Below are 14,313 nucleotides of genomic sequence, written 5' to 3' on the forward strand. Positions count from 1 at the left end.
GCGCCGGCGGGCGCGACGGCCGCCGGGTCCGGCGGACTGCCGGGCGGTGGCCAGGGGGCTCCGGGGCCCTTCGGCGCCCCGGGAGCTCCTGCCGTCCCCTACGCCCCGGTCACGCCCCAGGCCCCGGCGGCGCGCACCACGGACGTCGCCGGTCCGGGCGCCGCGGGGGTCGGCGGTGCCGTCCGCACCGACGCACCTGCCAACGGGGGCCTTCCGGTCGGTGCCGAGATCCCCGGACTGCCCGGCGCGGTGGTCGTGCCCCGTCCCGTACTGCCGCGCATGTACGAACTGTCGGGCAGTCCCACGGTGGACCACGGCACCGCGGCGCTGCCCGACAACGGCCCTGGCGGCGGCCCCGACGGCGAACCGGGCACCCCGCGGGTCCTGCCGCGGCGGGCCCGCAACGTCGTCCGGGGAGCCGAGGAACAGCAGTGACGGCGCGGCACACCGTGCCCTGGCGCGGCCTCGGCCGGCTGCCGGAGCAGTCGGGCCGGGGCGGGGCCTGCGCGGGCCCCTGCACGGGCAGGCCGCATCGGCCTCAGGCGCCGGTCCGGGCTCAGGCATGGGCGTTGGGTCAAGCGTGGGCGGTTGGCTCAGGCGTTGGTGTGGGCTCAGGCGTTGGTGTGGGCTCAGGCGTTGGTGTGGGCCGGGTGGAGCTCGGCGAGCGACTCGACCAGCGGGGCGAGCTCGGGGACCTCGGTGGCCTCGGCCAGCGTCGTCTCCAGGGCGGCGTCGTGCACCGGGCGGGCGGCTGTCAGCAGGTCGCGACCCTCGGGCGTCAGCTCGGTGTAGATGCCGCGCCGGTCGTCCGCGCAGAGGAAGCGGCTGAGCAGGCCCCGGTCCTCCAGACGGCTCACCAGCCGGGTGGTCGCGCTGCTGCTCAGCGCCGCCGCGCGGGCCAGCTGCTGCATCCGCATGTGCCAGCCGTCCTGGCGGGAGAGCGCCTCCAGCACCGTGTACTCGACCACCGAGAGCTTGAACTCGGCCTGGAGCGCCTTCTCCAGCGCGGTGTCGATCATGCCGTGCAGCGCGGCGAGCGTCCGCCAGCCACGGGCCCGGACCTCGGCCGCATCGTCGCGGATTCCCATGACTCGCCTACCCTTCCGTCGCGCTGGGCGTACCGTGCGCCGGACGAGGCCCTGCGCGAGAGCTCCTCCGGTGTCTTCCTGGGACAAGTATGCCAGTTGGCGCGGAATATCGGTCTGTGCAAATAGTTCGACGTATACCCCTGCCGGGTCCTCGCTCCGACGACCGCTGCTCCGGGGCCTCAGCCGTGACGGTGCCGGGACACCTCGTGGAGCAGTCGGCAGCAAGGGGACTCCCCGTCCGCGGGGAGGCTGCCTTCCGTGCCCGCTCGGTTCCGGCCGACTCCGGTGAAACCCTGCCCGGCCGACGCTCAGGGCGCCGACCGGAGCACGGAGCCACACTCCCCCTGCCTCCACCCGGGCGGCCCTCACCCCTCCCCGGACCAGGCCGCCGCACACAGCGCCGTGGCCAGCTCCTCGGTGTAGGAGGCGGCGGTCAGCCAGGCGGTGGCGAAGGCCTCGTGGTCGTCCGTGACGATCCGGCCGAAGACGTCGCGGTCCCGGTTGACCGCGGCGGCCCGCAGACCGTCGAGGAGCTCGGCGGCGGTGGCCAGCCCCGCGGCGCGCAGCAGACCGCGGTCGGCCGCCGCCGAGGCCTCGCTCGGGGCGAGGGCGTGCCGGCCGCTGGTGACCGTCTGCTCGACCCGGCGGCCGAGCACATGGACGGGCGGGCCGTACGGCGCCGGGGCCGTCGGCTCGTCCGCCAGGCCGAGCCCGGGGGCAGAGGCCGTCGCGGGCCCGGGGGCGGAGGCCGCGGGCGCTGCGAGGTCGGCGGTCTGGAGGCGTTCGAGGCCGAGGTTGACCCTGGCCGCCCGGTCCGCGGGCAGGGCGAGCGGGTCGGAGGCGTCCGGCGGCGTGCCGATCGCGAGCAGGCGCAGCTCCGGACGGTCCGCGCGCTCCAGGCGGCCGATCACCCGCAGCCGCAGACCGGGCGCGGTGGCGAGCAGCGCGAGGTTGGCCCGGAACGGCAGGCCGGGGTGCTCGTGCGCCGGGCGCAGGACGATCACCGGACCGCCGGCCGCCGGATCGCCGGTCGGGCCGCCGGTCGGGCCGTCCGTCGTGCAGCGCGCCAGCAGTTGCGGCGTCCCGCCAGGGCCGGTGGGGGCGGTGCCCAGCAGGGTGACGTCCAGGAACAGCAGGTCGCTCCCGGCCGGGCGGCTCTCGTAGGGCAGCTCCTGCGCCGCCAGCGCCCGGGCCACCTGGGCGGGTGCCGGTTCGGACCACAGCCGGGAGGCCGGCTCCGCCGTCCACGCCGCGCCCGCCGCGCGGACCGCCCGTACCGAGGCACCGGCGCCCAGCCGACCGCCGGTGGACCTGGTCGCGCCCTGGACGGCCAACCCGGTGCGGCTGAACTCGCGGTGGCTGAGCGCGGTGTCGCCCAGCCGGACCGTCCGGTTGCCCGCCCCGAGCGCCTGCGGGGCGGCGGACGCCGCGTCGTCGTGCGGCATCACCTCGGCGATCGTGCTGAGGCGTCCGTCGGCGTCCACCGCCCAGCTGACCGCGCCGGCATGGGTGGCCGTCAGCACCGGCTCGGCGAACAGGCCGTAGAGACGCAGACCGCCCTCCTCCCGGTAGGCCTGGCGCGCGGTGCCGCGCAGCTCGGCGACCGGGGTGGTACCCGCGGCCAGAGCGGTGGTGAGGCCGAGCAGTTCGCGCAGGCCGGCCACCAGGTCCACCAGGCGGTGGTCGGGCGCGCCGGAGCGCGCCGCCCGGACCCGGGTGGCGACGGTGACGGCCGCCGCGGCCGGGCGGTGCAGCCCCGCGAGGCGCGCCCGGTGGGCGGCCCGCAGCAGCTCGGCCTGGGAGACGGCGCCCGCGCCGCTCACCCCGGCCGCCAGCACGGCGGCCGCGGCGCCGTGGAGGTGGCGGACGGCGGCGAGTTCGGCGGCGGCGAGGGGGGCGGGGGCCGGTTGGCCGGTCGACTCCTCGGGAGTTTCCCGGGCTCCTTCCCGGCCTGCCGCGGCTGCCGTCCCGGTGTCGTTCCCGGGCTCGGGCTCGGGCTCGGGCTCGACCACAGGCTCGGGCTCGGGCTCGGCCTCGGCGAGCGGGCAGAGGGTGACGGCGGCGGCCCGGTGCACGCAGGCCGGGGCGAGCAGACAGCCACAGCGGACATCGGCCTCCCCGGCGATCACCCCGCCCGGTGCGTGCAGCACGAGCACGGTCTCCTCGTCCACCTCCACCCGCCACTCGTCGCCCGCCCGGGCCACCGGCCGCTCCGCCAGCTTCGCCGCCGCGCCGTCCAGCCGCTTCTGCAGCCGGGCGCTCAGCCCGGCCACCACCTCGGCGACCACCTCGGGCCGCACGCCCGGCCAGTCACTCGTCCGCGCCGTCATGCTCATCGCACCTTCTCCCCCACCCAGCGGGCCAGTTCCAGCGGGCTCAACGCCGCCACGGGCATTCCGGCCGCGACCAGTCGGCCCGCGACCGCCTTCGAGTAGCGGGCCGTCCCGGTGTCGTCCAGCGCCGCACAGCCGAGCAGGTGCACACCGGAGTCCACCAGTGCCCGGGTCTGGGCCAGCAGGCCGCTGACCGGCCCGCCCTCCTCGAAGTCGCTGACCACCGCGATCAGCGTGCGGGACGGCACCGTCACCAGCTCCCGGGCGTAGCGCAGCCCGCTCGCGATGCTGGTGCCGCCGCCGACCCTCACCTCCAGCAGCAGGCTCAGCGGATCGTCCACCCGCTCCGTGAGGTCCAGGACCTCCGTGGAGAAGGCGACGAAGTGGGTGCTCAGCGAGGGCACCCCGGCCAGGATCGAGGCCGTCAGCGCGGCCCACACCGTGGAGGCCTCCATCGAGCCGGAGACGTCCACGACCAGGATCAGCCGCCAGTCGTTGGCCTGGCGCGCCCTGGTCCGGAAGACCGGGCGCTCGGGCACGATCAGCGTGCCGCCGTCCGGCGCGGGACGGGCGGTGGCCAGGTTGGCCCGGATGGTCCGGTCAAGGTCCAGCCCGCCGCCCGGGCGGCGGGACGGGCGCGGCACGGCGATCCCGGTCAGGGCCGGGCGCAGCCTGGTGGCCAACTCCCGGCTCAGCTCGTCCACCAGGCGCCGCACCAGCGGGCGCAACCGGGCCACCCTGGCCTCCGGCAGGCCGCCCGCGTGGTCCAGCACGGTGCGCAGCAGGTCGACGGACGGGCGGACCGCGGCCGGGGCGATCGTCTCCAGGACGTCGGTACGGCCCTGCGCGACGGCGGCGGCCAGCACCTCCTCGCGTATGCCGGGGCCGAACAGCGACTCCAGTTCCTCGGCCCACTCCCGCACCCCGGGGTACGGGGCCTCGCGGCCGCCCCTGCTGCCCCGGCTGTCCAGGCCCGGGCCGGAGCCCTCGCCGTGGCCGCTGCCGTACAACTCGTCCAGGGCGGTGGCGAGTCGGGCACCGCGCCCGGTCAGGCCGCCGTTGCCGGGGCGGCCGAGGAGCAGCCGCCAGCGCTCGGCGGGGGCGAGGGTGCGGGGCGGGCTGGTCGTGGTGAGGAGCCGCTCCGGGGCCGTGGGCGGCGGTGCGACGTCCGTGGCTTCCAAGGACATCGGGGGTTCCGCGGGGGCCGGAGGGAGAAGACCGCGACGGGCGAGTGCCGCGCGCGCCGCGAGGTCCGCGCGCACCCAGCCGGCGAGCACGGCGGGCCCGGCCTCCTCGGGCAGCGCGGCGAGCCGGGTGCCCAGGCGCTCCTCGACCAGGGCCAGCAGCCGGTCCCGGGCGGCCGGGCTGAGCGTGTCGAGCCCTCCGCGCAACGCGGGCAGCCGGTCCAGGAAGGCATCGTCGGGCAACGAGGTGACCCGCTCCAGCACCGGTTCCAGCGCCTGCGGCGCGGAGTCGAACAGCCCCTCCGCAGCCGTCAGCAGACCGACCAGCGCCCGTCCGAGCGTCTGTCGCGCCTCGGGACCGGTCGCGCCGTCCACCCAGGATGCGGCCCGGCCGCCCAGCACGTCGGCCGGCTCCTGCCCGAGCAGCACCCGCACCGCACCGGCCGCACCCCGTACCAACGGGCTCCCGTGCTCGGCGAGTTCGGCCAGCACGTACGCCAGCCGGACCCCGCCGAGCCGGTCCGCCCGCCGCACCAGCTCCACCAGCGCCCGCGCGTCCTGCGGATCGTCCGACCCGCCCAGCCCCTCCAACTGCCGCACGGCGGCACCGGTGAGCACCTCGCCGGCCGCGGCGAGGACGGGCCGGCCCGTTGGCCCGGAGAGCGGGCCGGGATCGGTACCTCCCCCTGGGGCGAAGCCCGGGAAGTGCCCCGCGGCCAGGCGGTCGAGGAGGGCGAGGGCGTCGAGGAGGTCGGAGAGGGTGGCGGAGGCGGGGAGGACGGCGGTGAGTTGGGTGAGGCGGGTCTCGGCGAGGGTGGGGAGGGCGCAGGAGGCGGCAGCGGTGAGGCCGTCGATGATCTCGCGCGAGGTCGGCTGGTCGGAGAGGCGGGCGCGCAGGGCGCCTTCGGCCGCCTGGGCGGGGGTGACGCCGCGGGTGCCGGCGACGGTGAGCATGGCGGCGGTGGCGGGCGTCCAGTGCAGGCGCCAGCGGGTGCCGAGGGTGTCGGTGCCGCCGGCGCCGGTGGTGGCGACGGGTTCGGCGTAGGGGACCTCGCAGACGGTGAGGCGGTGCAGCAGGATTTCGCGGCGGCGGTCGAGGTCGCTGCGCAGCGGGTCGAGGCGCAGGTCGCGCGGGCCGGGGTCGGTGGGGCCGGGGAGGCCGAGGTCGGCGAGGAGGGTCTCGACGGCTGGGGCGAGTCCGCTGCGCGGGGCGGCGGGGGTGGGCCGGCCGGTGCGGGTGCCGACCAGGACCTGTTCGAGGGCGCGGGCGACGGCCCGGCCGCGGCCGAGGGGTTCGCCCTGGGCGAGGACGGTCTGCACCGCTTCGACGAGTTCGCCGCGGCCGGGGGCGGCGTGGCCGCGCAGCCGGGCGAGGTCGCCGGCCAGGCGGACGATCTCGCGGGCGTCGGCCGGGCCGCTGGGGTGGTCCTGGGCGCGCAGGGCGGCGCAGATCCGGACGGCGGTGGTGGTGAGCGCCTCGGCGAGGCGCCCCGGGTCGCCGCCCGCGTCCAGGACGGTGTGCTGCCATTCCGGGTCGCGGATGCCCGCCGGGTAGCCGGAGCGGGCGTCGAGCAGCGGGTAGGTGTAGGGGATCAGGGACAGGACGTGCCCGGGGTCGTCCGGGTGCGGCGGCTCCTCGGGTGCGAGGGGGCCGTCCAGCAGGGCGGGTGCGTGGAAGGCGCCGATCACGGCGGCGACCCGGCGCCCGCCGGCCGAGGCGGCCTGGATGCGGGCCCGCATCCAGGCCTCGCGGCGCAGGTCGTACGGGTCGACGCCGGGGCCGGTCTCGGCGTCCCGGCGCAGTGCCCAGCCGACCATCAGGGCGGCCCGCCGGACGGCCTCCGGGGTGGAGCCGGGGGCGGCCGTCTCGACCAGGCGGTCCCACAGGTCCTCGTCGGAGTCCCGGCCGGTGAGGCGGTGGCGCAGCGCGTCGGCTACGCCGGGCCGCTCGGCCCGGTCGGCGGCCCCGCCCCGCCCCGGCCCGCCGGCCGCCGTGCGGGCGGCGCGGTGGGCGAGCGGGAGGTCGCAGGCGATGGCCTCCACCCCGTTGCGCCGGGCCCAGCGCAGGGCGGCGAGTTCCGGCGAGAAGTCCGCGAACGGGTAGAACGCGGGCCCGGCCGTCTCCTCCGGCCCGGCCGGGGCCGCCGCGAGGGCGACCGGGGCCTGGGTGGCCTCGTCGGCGAGCCAGCCGAGCCAGGGCTGGAACTCGGCGGGCAGCTCGACCAGGACGGCCTGCGGCCGGGCGGCGTCGAGCAGCGCGGGGACGACCGCGCTGAGGGACGGCGCGTGGTGGCGCACGCCGATCAGGTGGGGCCCGGGGCGGCCGGTGCCGGAGGCGGCCAGTCGGTCGGCCTCGGCCCGGACCGCCCGGTCCGCGTCGCCCGGGCGGGAGATCTCCGCGCTGCTCATCGGATCAGGCCTCCAGTGCCGAGCGGAGGTCCCAGAGGGTGCGCCAGGTGGCGGCGCCCTGTTCGGCGCGGCGGCGGACCGGGCCGTCCCAGTAGCCGAGCAACCGGGCAGCGTCGGACGGGTCGTCCTTGCGGACCACGCCGAGGAGCTGGCCGGGCAGCCGGCCGAGCAGGTCCCCGCCGTCGGGCAGGTAGGCGGCGCTGACGCCGAGCGAGGTGGCGACGGAGACCGCCTCGGCGGTGCTCATCACGGTGGACGGGCGTTCGACGTCCCAGCCCTCGGTGGAGCGGCCGGTACGCAGGTCACGGAAGGCGGTGACCAGGGCCTCCAGGACGGCGTCGTCCACCCCGTAGGCGGCGCCGGCCCGGGCCACGGCGGCGGTGGACTGGCGGCGGACCAGGTCGACCTCGGCGGCGAGGCTGCCGATCGGGCCGACCGTCTCGAAGTTGAACCGCCGCTTGAGCGCCGCGGACATCTCGCTGACTCCCCTGTCCCGCAGGTTCGCGGTGGCGATCAGGGTGAAGCCGGCTGCGGCGTGCAGCTGCGCGTCCGGGGTGCCCGCCAGCTCGGGGACGGCGATGCGCCGCTCCGAGAGCAGGGAGACCAGGGCGTCCTGGACCTCGGGCAGGCAGCGGGTGACCTCCTCGACCCGGGCGACCGCGCCGGTGGTCATCGCGGTGAGCACCGGCGAGGGGACGAGGGCCTCGCGGCTGGGACCCTTGGCGAGCAGCAGGGCGTAGTTCCAGCCGTACTTGAGCTGGTCCTCGGTGGTGCCGGCGGTGCCCTGGACGGTGAGCGCGCTGGTGCCGCAGACGGCGGCGGCGAGCAGCTCGGAGAGCATGGACTTGGCGGTGCCGGGCTCGCCGACGAGCAGCAGGCCGCGCTCCCCGGCGAGGGTGACGACGCAGCGCTCGACGAGGGCGCGTTCGCCGACGAACTTCGGCTCGATGACCAGGCTCTTGCGCCCGGCCTTGAGCTTCTCGCCGCCGCTGCCCATGACGAAGGTGACCACGGCGCGCGGGGTCAGCCGCCAGCCGGGCGGGCGCGGGCCGCTGTCGTGGGCGGCCAGGAACTCCAGCTCGGCGGCGTACTTCTCCTCGGGAGGGACGGTCTGCCGGTCCGCGGCGGTGACGGCCGCTCCGGTGGTGGTCTCGGTGGAGGTCATCGGCGGGCCTTCCTGCGCTTGCTGGTCTGGAGCTCTTCGTAGCCGGGGGTGTCGCCCTCGACGGTCCGCTGCCAGGCCCGGGCGAACAGCTCGGGGACGGGCAGCGGGACCACCGCGGGCCGGTGGGTGGGCAGTTCGTACAAAGCGGCCTTCCAGGTCTCGGCGGGCAGGGCGGGCGCCTTGGCCTCCTGCCAGCCGCCGGGCAGGAAGAGGCTGCGGCCGGCCCGGGCGCGCTTGGCCTCCAGCACCAGGTCGGTGGCGGCGAGTTCGGCGCGGGCCTTCTTCAGCCGGGCGGGCTTCCAGCCCGTCCAGCGGGCGGCATTGCGGTCGGTCGGGTCGGGCAGGGCGAGCAGCTGGAGGTAGAGCGTGGCCGCGTCCTCGCCCAGGCCGTGGGTGCGGGACACCTCGGCGACCAGCTCGGGAGCGGACAGCTGCGGGTTCTGCAGCCAGGCGGGGCCCTCGCCGATGGCCGGCACCGCGGCGGCGGAGGCGGCCAGCCGCTCCGGTTCGCCGCGCAGCACGGACTCGATGGCGCGCCGCTCGGTGGAGAACCAGTAGCTGCCGGAGAGCCCGTCGAGAAGTTCGAGCAGGGGGTCGTCCGGGCCGGTGAGGGCGGCCGGGCGCAGCCAGATCCGCTCGAAGTCCTCGTGGTACGGCGTCAGGACGAGCGCCGGGCCACAGCGGACCAGGCCGTCCGGGTCGGCGCCGCCCTCGGCGGGCAGGCCGAAGTGGGTGCGCAGGACGGCGGCCAGCGAGGCGCCCTTGACGGTGCGGATCAGGTCGAGGTCGAGCAGCAGCTCCTGGTCGGTCAGGCGGTCGCGCAGCGCGGTGGCGGCGGTGGGCAGCAGCGCGCGCAGCGGGCTGTCGGCGGGCAGGTGGTAGGCGAGCCAGCGCAGCGCGCCGATGGTGGAGCCGAGCGCACCGGTGTCGGGGACGGCGGAGGCGTCCTCGGGGACCAGCCGCGGGACGGCCCCGCCCTCGTCGGTGAGCCGGAAGCCGGTGCGGCGGGTCAGCCACGGGGTGTGGGCGGGGTTGAGCACCGCCTCGACGGTGTCGATGGACACGCCCTGGACGGTGGCCAGCGCCTCCTCGGGGAGGGTGACGAGCCGTCCGAAGCGCCGGATCCACTCCTCGGCCCCGGCGGCGAGGTCGGGCCCCTCGGTCCACAGGATCTTCGGGTCGGCGGGCAGCAGGGCGCCCCAGACGGCGGCGAGGCCGGTGTGGTCGTGGTCGCGCAGCCAGGCCCGGGCGGCCTTGAACTCGCCGGACTTGAGGCCGAACTCGGCGGGCATGGGGTCGCCGTTCCAGTGCAGCAGCCTGGCCGGCGGGCTGAGCAGCAGGGCGGAGCGGGCAGTGCCGATGCCGGTGAGCTCGCTGAAGGCTTCGGCCCTGGCCTGATCCCACGGGACGACGCCGCGCAGCGCGGCGACCCGCCAGAACTTGGCGACCCAGGCCGCGGAGACCAGTTCCTCGGTGCCGCGCTCCTCGACGGTGGTGAAGTGCGCGACGGGCCCGAACTCCCCGCTCGGGTCGTGGTCGACGGCGAGCCAGTGCACCGTGCCGTCGGTGTACCGCCGCTGGTGGCCGAGGATGACGACGGTGCGCTCGCCGTGCCGCAGCACCTCGCCCTGGCGGTGCGTGTCCGGTCGGCCGCTGGTGGCGTTGGCGCCCGCCGGGGCCTGCTCGGCGAGGACGATCTCGCGCAGGGTGGCGCCCCGGTCGGCCAGTGGGCCCTTGGTCAGTTCGCCGAGCAGCAGGACCAGCGAGGAGCGGTGGGCGGGCCGGGTGAACGGCGCGGCCACCGCGTAGGCCAGGGCATGGAGCCGGCCGAGCAGGTGCAACCAGCCGTGGTGGGCGTCGCCGCCGCGCAGCGTGACGTTGGCGGGGGTGGACCAGCCCTCGCCGTTCGCGGCGGGCGGCGCGGCCAGCACGGCGCTGACGGTGCGCAGGTTGTTGAGCACCGAGCAGTTCCCGGACGAGCCCCAACCGCCGAAGCCGCCGATCTCGGGCAGCACGGCGTGGACGGCTTCGCGCAGTTCGTCGTCGCGGCCGTGGTCCGGCTGCCACTCGGTGTTCTTCGCCTTCTCGGGACGCTCGGCCTCCGGCTGCGGGACGAACCGGGCGACCTGGCCCAGCAGGTCGGCGGCGGCGCGGGCGAGCCCGGCGACGCCGGCCAGCAGCTGCGGGTGGGCGATGCCGGGCAGGACGGCGCCGACCGCCTGCACGGGCAGGGAGCCGAGGGCCTTGCCGTGCCGGGCGAGCGGGCGGCGCACGCCCTGGACGGTGAGCCAGCGCTGCTCGTCCTCCGGGCCCGGCTCGGTGTCGACCGGCCAGGCGGCGTCGATCAGCCGGGCGGCCTGCTCGGCGGTGGCGGCGCGCAGCACCTTGGAGCCCGCCTCGTCGCGCGGGCGCAGGGCGTGCCAGTGCGGGTACGGCGGGATGAGCGGGGTGCCGGCGGCGGAGAGTTCGCCGGAGCGGCCGGGGCGCAGGTCGACGGTGCGGTCGGCGTGGCCGGTGAGGTCGGGCAGGTTGAGCGAGAAGTGGTCGCCGGAGGTGTGGCTGACCACCGGGGAGGCCGCGCCGGGCAGGGCGAGCCGGCCGACCGGTACGGTGCCCGCCCGGTGCCCGTCCAGCGGCAGCACGATGCGCTGCCCGTCGGCGGTGAAGGTGGTGACGGCCTTGCCGGGCTCGACCCGGGCCCAGCTGCCGAGCACGGTGCCGTCGGTGCCGAGCGGGGTCCGCTCCAGGCCGGGCTGGAGCGGCAGCAGCCAGGTGCTGCCCTGGACCAGTCGGCCGGCCTGGGCGGTGGCGGCGATCACCGGCGGTTCGGCGGTGCGGCCCAGGGTGCCGGTGGCCGGGTCGAGTTCGCGCAGGACGGGGCTGCCGTCGGGGGCGTGGCGCAGCGTCCAGTACCCGGTGCCGTCGCCGAGGACGCGGTACTCGTGGGGCATCCGGGTGTCGCCGGCGTGCAGCGGGCGCTCGCCGGTGGTGCGGCCGCCGCCGGGCAGCTGGAGGGACGGTGCCTCGGGCTCCTGGTCGCCGTAGTAGTAGCCGGCGATGGTCTGGCCCTCCAGCTCGAACTGCTCGTCCGGGCGGCTGGACCAGTACGCGAGCTGCTTGCCCTCGTGGGAGCGGACGACCAGCAGCTCGCCGTCGACCAGGCGCAGCCTGGTCCGGTCGCGCCGGTGCTGCGGCTCGGGCAGGCGCAGGGTGTGCTCCAGCACGATGCCCTCCGGGCCGACCACGATGGCCCGGTCGAGGCGGGCGAGGATCAGGTGCGGCCAGGCGTCCTCGATGACCAGGCCGGTCAGGCCGGCGACGCCGAGGCTGGGGACGGGGTGCTGCGGGGCGTCCGCGGCGGGCGGGTCGGCGAGTTTGCCGAGCGCCTCCTCCAGGGCGGGCCAGCCGAGTTCGTCCAGGATGCCGGCGTTGAGGGCGTCGGTGAGCAGCGCGGTGACGTCGAGGGCGGCGACCCGCTCGGCGACGGCCGGTGCGACCGTCCGGATGGCGGTGCGGTACTGGCCGAGCGAGCGGACCAGGTCTGCGGCGCCGGCCAGGCCGCGGGCGGCGGACAGCTCCTCGGCGCGGTCCTCGGCCCACTCGGCGAACAGCTCGTTCAGCAGGGGCAGGACGGGCGCCTGGCGCTTGACGGCCGTCTCCCAGGCGGACGGGGTGGCGCGGCGCAGCAGCGGCCGGAAGCGGTCGTCGGCGCCGACGGCGGCGAGGGCGGGGCTGTCGGCACCGCACTGCGCGGCCCACTCGCGCAGGTCGAAGCCGAGCCCGGCCGGCGGGTCGGCCACCGGCACGCCCGCGCTCAGCAGCAGGTCCAGCAGGTCGATCCGGGTGTGGCTGGCGCGGATGCCGGTGAAGAGGTCGACCGGGACGGCGTCGGCCCGCAGCCGCTCGACCATCCGGCCGGCCAGGGCGAGGGTGGACGGGCAGCTGGGCCGGGTGCGCCAGCCGCGGCCGTGGTGGTGGCACCAGCGCTGGAGCCAGGCGGCGGCGGGTTCGGCGCCCTCGGGGCGGGGGCCGGTGAGCAGTTCCTCGGCGCCGGTCTCGGCGAGGAGCGACAGCCAGGCGGCCTCGTGCGGGGCCAGGTCGGAGGAGGCCGGGTCGGGCAGCAGTTCCAGCAGTCGGGCGCGGACCGCCGCGTCGCCGCGGCCGAGCTCGACCAGCGCGCCGTGCCAGGACTTCCAGAACGCGGCGGGTGCGCGGTTGACCGCCGGGGAGTCCAGCAGTTCGGCGAGCAGCGCCCGTTCGTGCTCGGCGCGGTCCAGCCCGGCGGCCTTGATCAGGGCGCGGGCGTCCTCGGCGACCCCGGCGTACGGGGCCATGCCGGCCGCGGAGCGCTCGGTGCACAGCTGGCGGAAGCGCTGCCAGGCGGTCAGCGGGTCGAGCCGCTGGGCGAGCTCCTTGACGTACTGGCGCAGCGACTTGACGGTGAGCGCGCCGGCCAGGGCGAACTCCAGGAAGACAGCGCGCAGCCGCTCCTCGTCCACCGTCAGGCCGTGGGTGCGCTCGGCCTCGCGGGCCTTGCCGAACCAGGCGGCGGCGTAGGTCTGGTTGCCGTGGCCGAGGAAGATCCGGCCGACCTCCTCGCAGAAGGTCGGCAGGAAGTGCGGGACGGCCCGGCCGAGGCGGACGGCGAGCTCGTCGAAGCCGTCCTTGGCGGCACCGGGCTTGGAGGTGGCCTGGCGGGCGAGCCGCTCCATCTCCTTGACCAGGGCGAGCGCGTGGTGGCCGTTGGCCGGGTCGTGGACCAGGGCCCAGGCGGGGAAGCCGAGCGCCTCCTGGCGGACCTGGCCGACCTCGGCGGGCGCGGGCTCCGGCGCCAGGCCGAGGAAGTCGAGGGCGAGGTCCTCGGCCTGGCCGAGCGCGCCGGGGACCAGCCGAACGATCCGGCGGCCGTCGAGCGCGGGGTGGGTGTAGGTGCGGGCGGTGAGCACGTCGGCGGCGCTGTCGGGGCGGCCGGCGTCGGGCAGAGTGCCGGACGGGAGCACGGCCCCGGCGTCGAGCAGCTCCTCGGGCGTCGCGGTGCGGCCGGTGCCGGTGCCGTCCGGGCCGGTGGTGGTCGTGGTCAGGCCGGTGGTGGTCATTCGGCTTCCTCCCCCTGGATCGTGCGGCCGGCGTACAGGGCGGCGGCCATCCGCATGCCCTCGGACCAGGCGACCGGTCCGATCCCGGTGAGCGGCAGGGCCCGGCCGTCGGGGCCGGCCCAGCTGAGCGGGCCGGTCTCGCACGCGTCGTACTCGTAGTAGTCGCCGACCCAGACCCGGGCCTCGACGGTGCGGCCGCCCTCGGTGACCGACTGGACGGCGGAGCCTCCGCGGACCCGGCAGCCGAGCCGGTTGCAGCGCCCGACCAGTTCGCGCAGCTCCCGGTAGCGGCCGCCGGCGTAGGTGGTGACCTCGGTGCCGGCCGGCGGCTCCGCGGGCCGGTGCCAGACCTCGCGGTAGAGCTGCTGGACGCGCTGGGAGACGCCGAGCTCGACGGCGAACTCACGTAGCTCGTCGAGGTCCTGGAGCAGGACGGGGTGCGGTATCAGCACCTCGCCGTCGGTGAGGCGCACGGTGTCGCCGTCGAGGTCGACCAGGCCGAGGCCGCGCTCGGCGTCGGCGCCGCGCAGGAAGCCGGCAACGGAGCCGTCCGTGGCGGTGACCACGAGGTCCTTCAGGACGCCCTGCCAGGCCTCGTCCGGCCACACGGCGGTGAGCACGGCGGCGGGCACCGGCAGCGAGCGGACCATCCAGCGCTCGACGTCCTCCAGGCAGCCGCGCTCGTGCGCGGCCAGCCACTCGGCGAGCTGCTTGAGCTGGGTGACCACCGGGTCGTCACCGAGCTTCGACGGTACGGACTTGAGGTCGCGGCCCGCCGCGTTGCGGCACACCACCCTGCCCTCCCCGTCGAGCGCGACGCGGTACCCTCCCGCGCCCGTTTCCACCCATGCCACGGCCGTACTCCTCCCACCTGGGAAACACCTGTCGATCGCCTGCTGACCAGCGATGCGAGGAACGTAGCGAGGCCCACTGACAACGCGACGGGCGGGGTCATTCGGGTCGTGACATGCAGATTTCAAACCACTCGAACGAATGATCGAAGAGGAGAAGAAAACGGGGCGGCTGCCGGACGGCAGC

At 76.9% G+C, this 14,313-nt stretch carries 6 protein-coding genes and 1 pseudogene; 1 reads left to right on the top strand and 6 read right to left on the bottom strand.

The genetic code is table 11. From position 1 onward, the window contains the following. Nucleotides 1-435 (top strand): annotated as a pseudogene (locus ACFU7Y_RS25330) (hypothetical protein); the annotation flags it as partial. Between the two features lie 194 nt (nt 436-629). Here the strand turns inward: ACFU7Y_RS25330 and ACFU7Y_RS25335 are convergent. The 6 genes from ACFU7Y_RS25335 to ACFU7Y_RS25360 all read right to left on the bottom strand — a co-directional run bounded on the left by ACFU7Y_RS25335 (nt 630) and on the right by ACFU7Y_RS25360 (nt 14,129). Further along, nucleotides 630-1,088 carry a MarR family winged helix-turn-helix transcriptional regulator gene (locus ACFU7Y_RS25335; RefSeq protein ID WP_224285457.1) on the bottom strand — a complete coding sequence of 153 codons (459 nt, stop codon included), beginning with the start codon at nt 1,086-1,088 and terminating at the stop codon, nt 630-632. 365 nt (nt 1,089-1,453) lie between these two features. Next, a complete protein-coding gene (locus tag ACFU7Y_RS25340; RefSeq protein ID WP_380769751.1) occupies nt 1,454-3,418 on the bottom strand; it encodes a hypothetical protein in 1,965 nt (654 codons plus the stop codon). Nucleotides 3,419-3,420: 2 nt separating this feature from the next. Further along, on the bottom strand, nt 3,421-7,014 hold the full coding sequence (locus ACFU7Y_RS25345) for a DUF5682 family protein (RefSeq protein ID WP_380769752.1): 3,594 nt from the start codon (nt 7,012-7,014) through the stop codon (nt 3,421-3,423). Nucleotides 7,015-7,018: 4 nt separating this feature from the next. After that, on the bottom strand, nt 7,019-8,179 hold the full coding sequence (locus ACFU7Y_RS25350) for an AAA family ATPase (RefSeq protein WP_224282084.1): 1,161 nt from the start codon (nt 8,177-8,179) through the stop codon (nt 7,019-7,021). After that, nucleotides 8,176-13,275: a hypothetical protein gene (locus ACFU7Y_RS25355; protein WP_224282085.1), complete on the bottom strand. Its 5,100-nt coding sequence runs from the start codon at nt 13,273-13,275 to the stop codon at nt 8,176-8,178. Before ACFU7Y_RS25355 ends, ACFU7Y_RS25350 begins: the two co-directional genes overlap by 4 nt. After that, a complete protein-coding gene (locus ACFU7Y_RS25360; RefSeq protein WP_374120030.1) occupies nt 13,272-14,129 on the bottom strand; it encodes a DUF4132 domain-containing protein in 858 nt (285 codons plus the stop codon). The genes ACFU7Y_RS25355 and ACFU7Y_RS25360 overlap by 4 nt, the downstream gene beginning before the upstream one ends. Between the last annotated feature and the right edge of the window lie 184 nt (nt 14,130-14,313).

It is taken from the genome of Kitasatospora sp. NPDC057542 (genome assembly GCF_042801945.1).
Taxonomy (GTDB): domain Bacteria; phylum Actinomycetota; class Actinomycetes; order Streptomycetales; family Streptomycetaceae; genus Kitasatospora.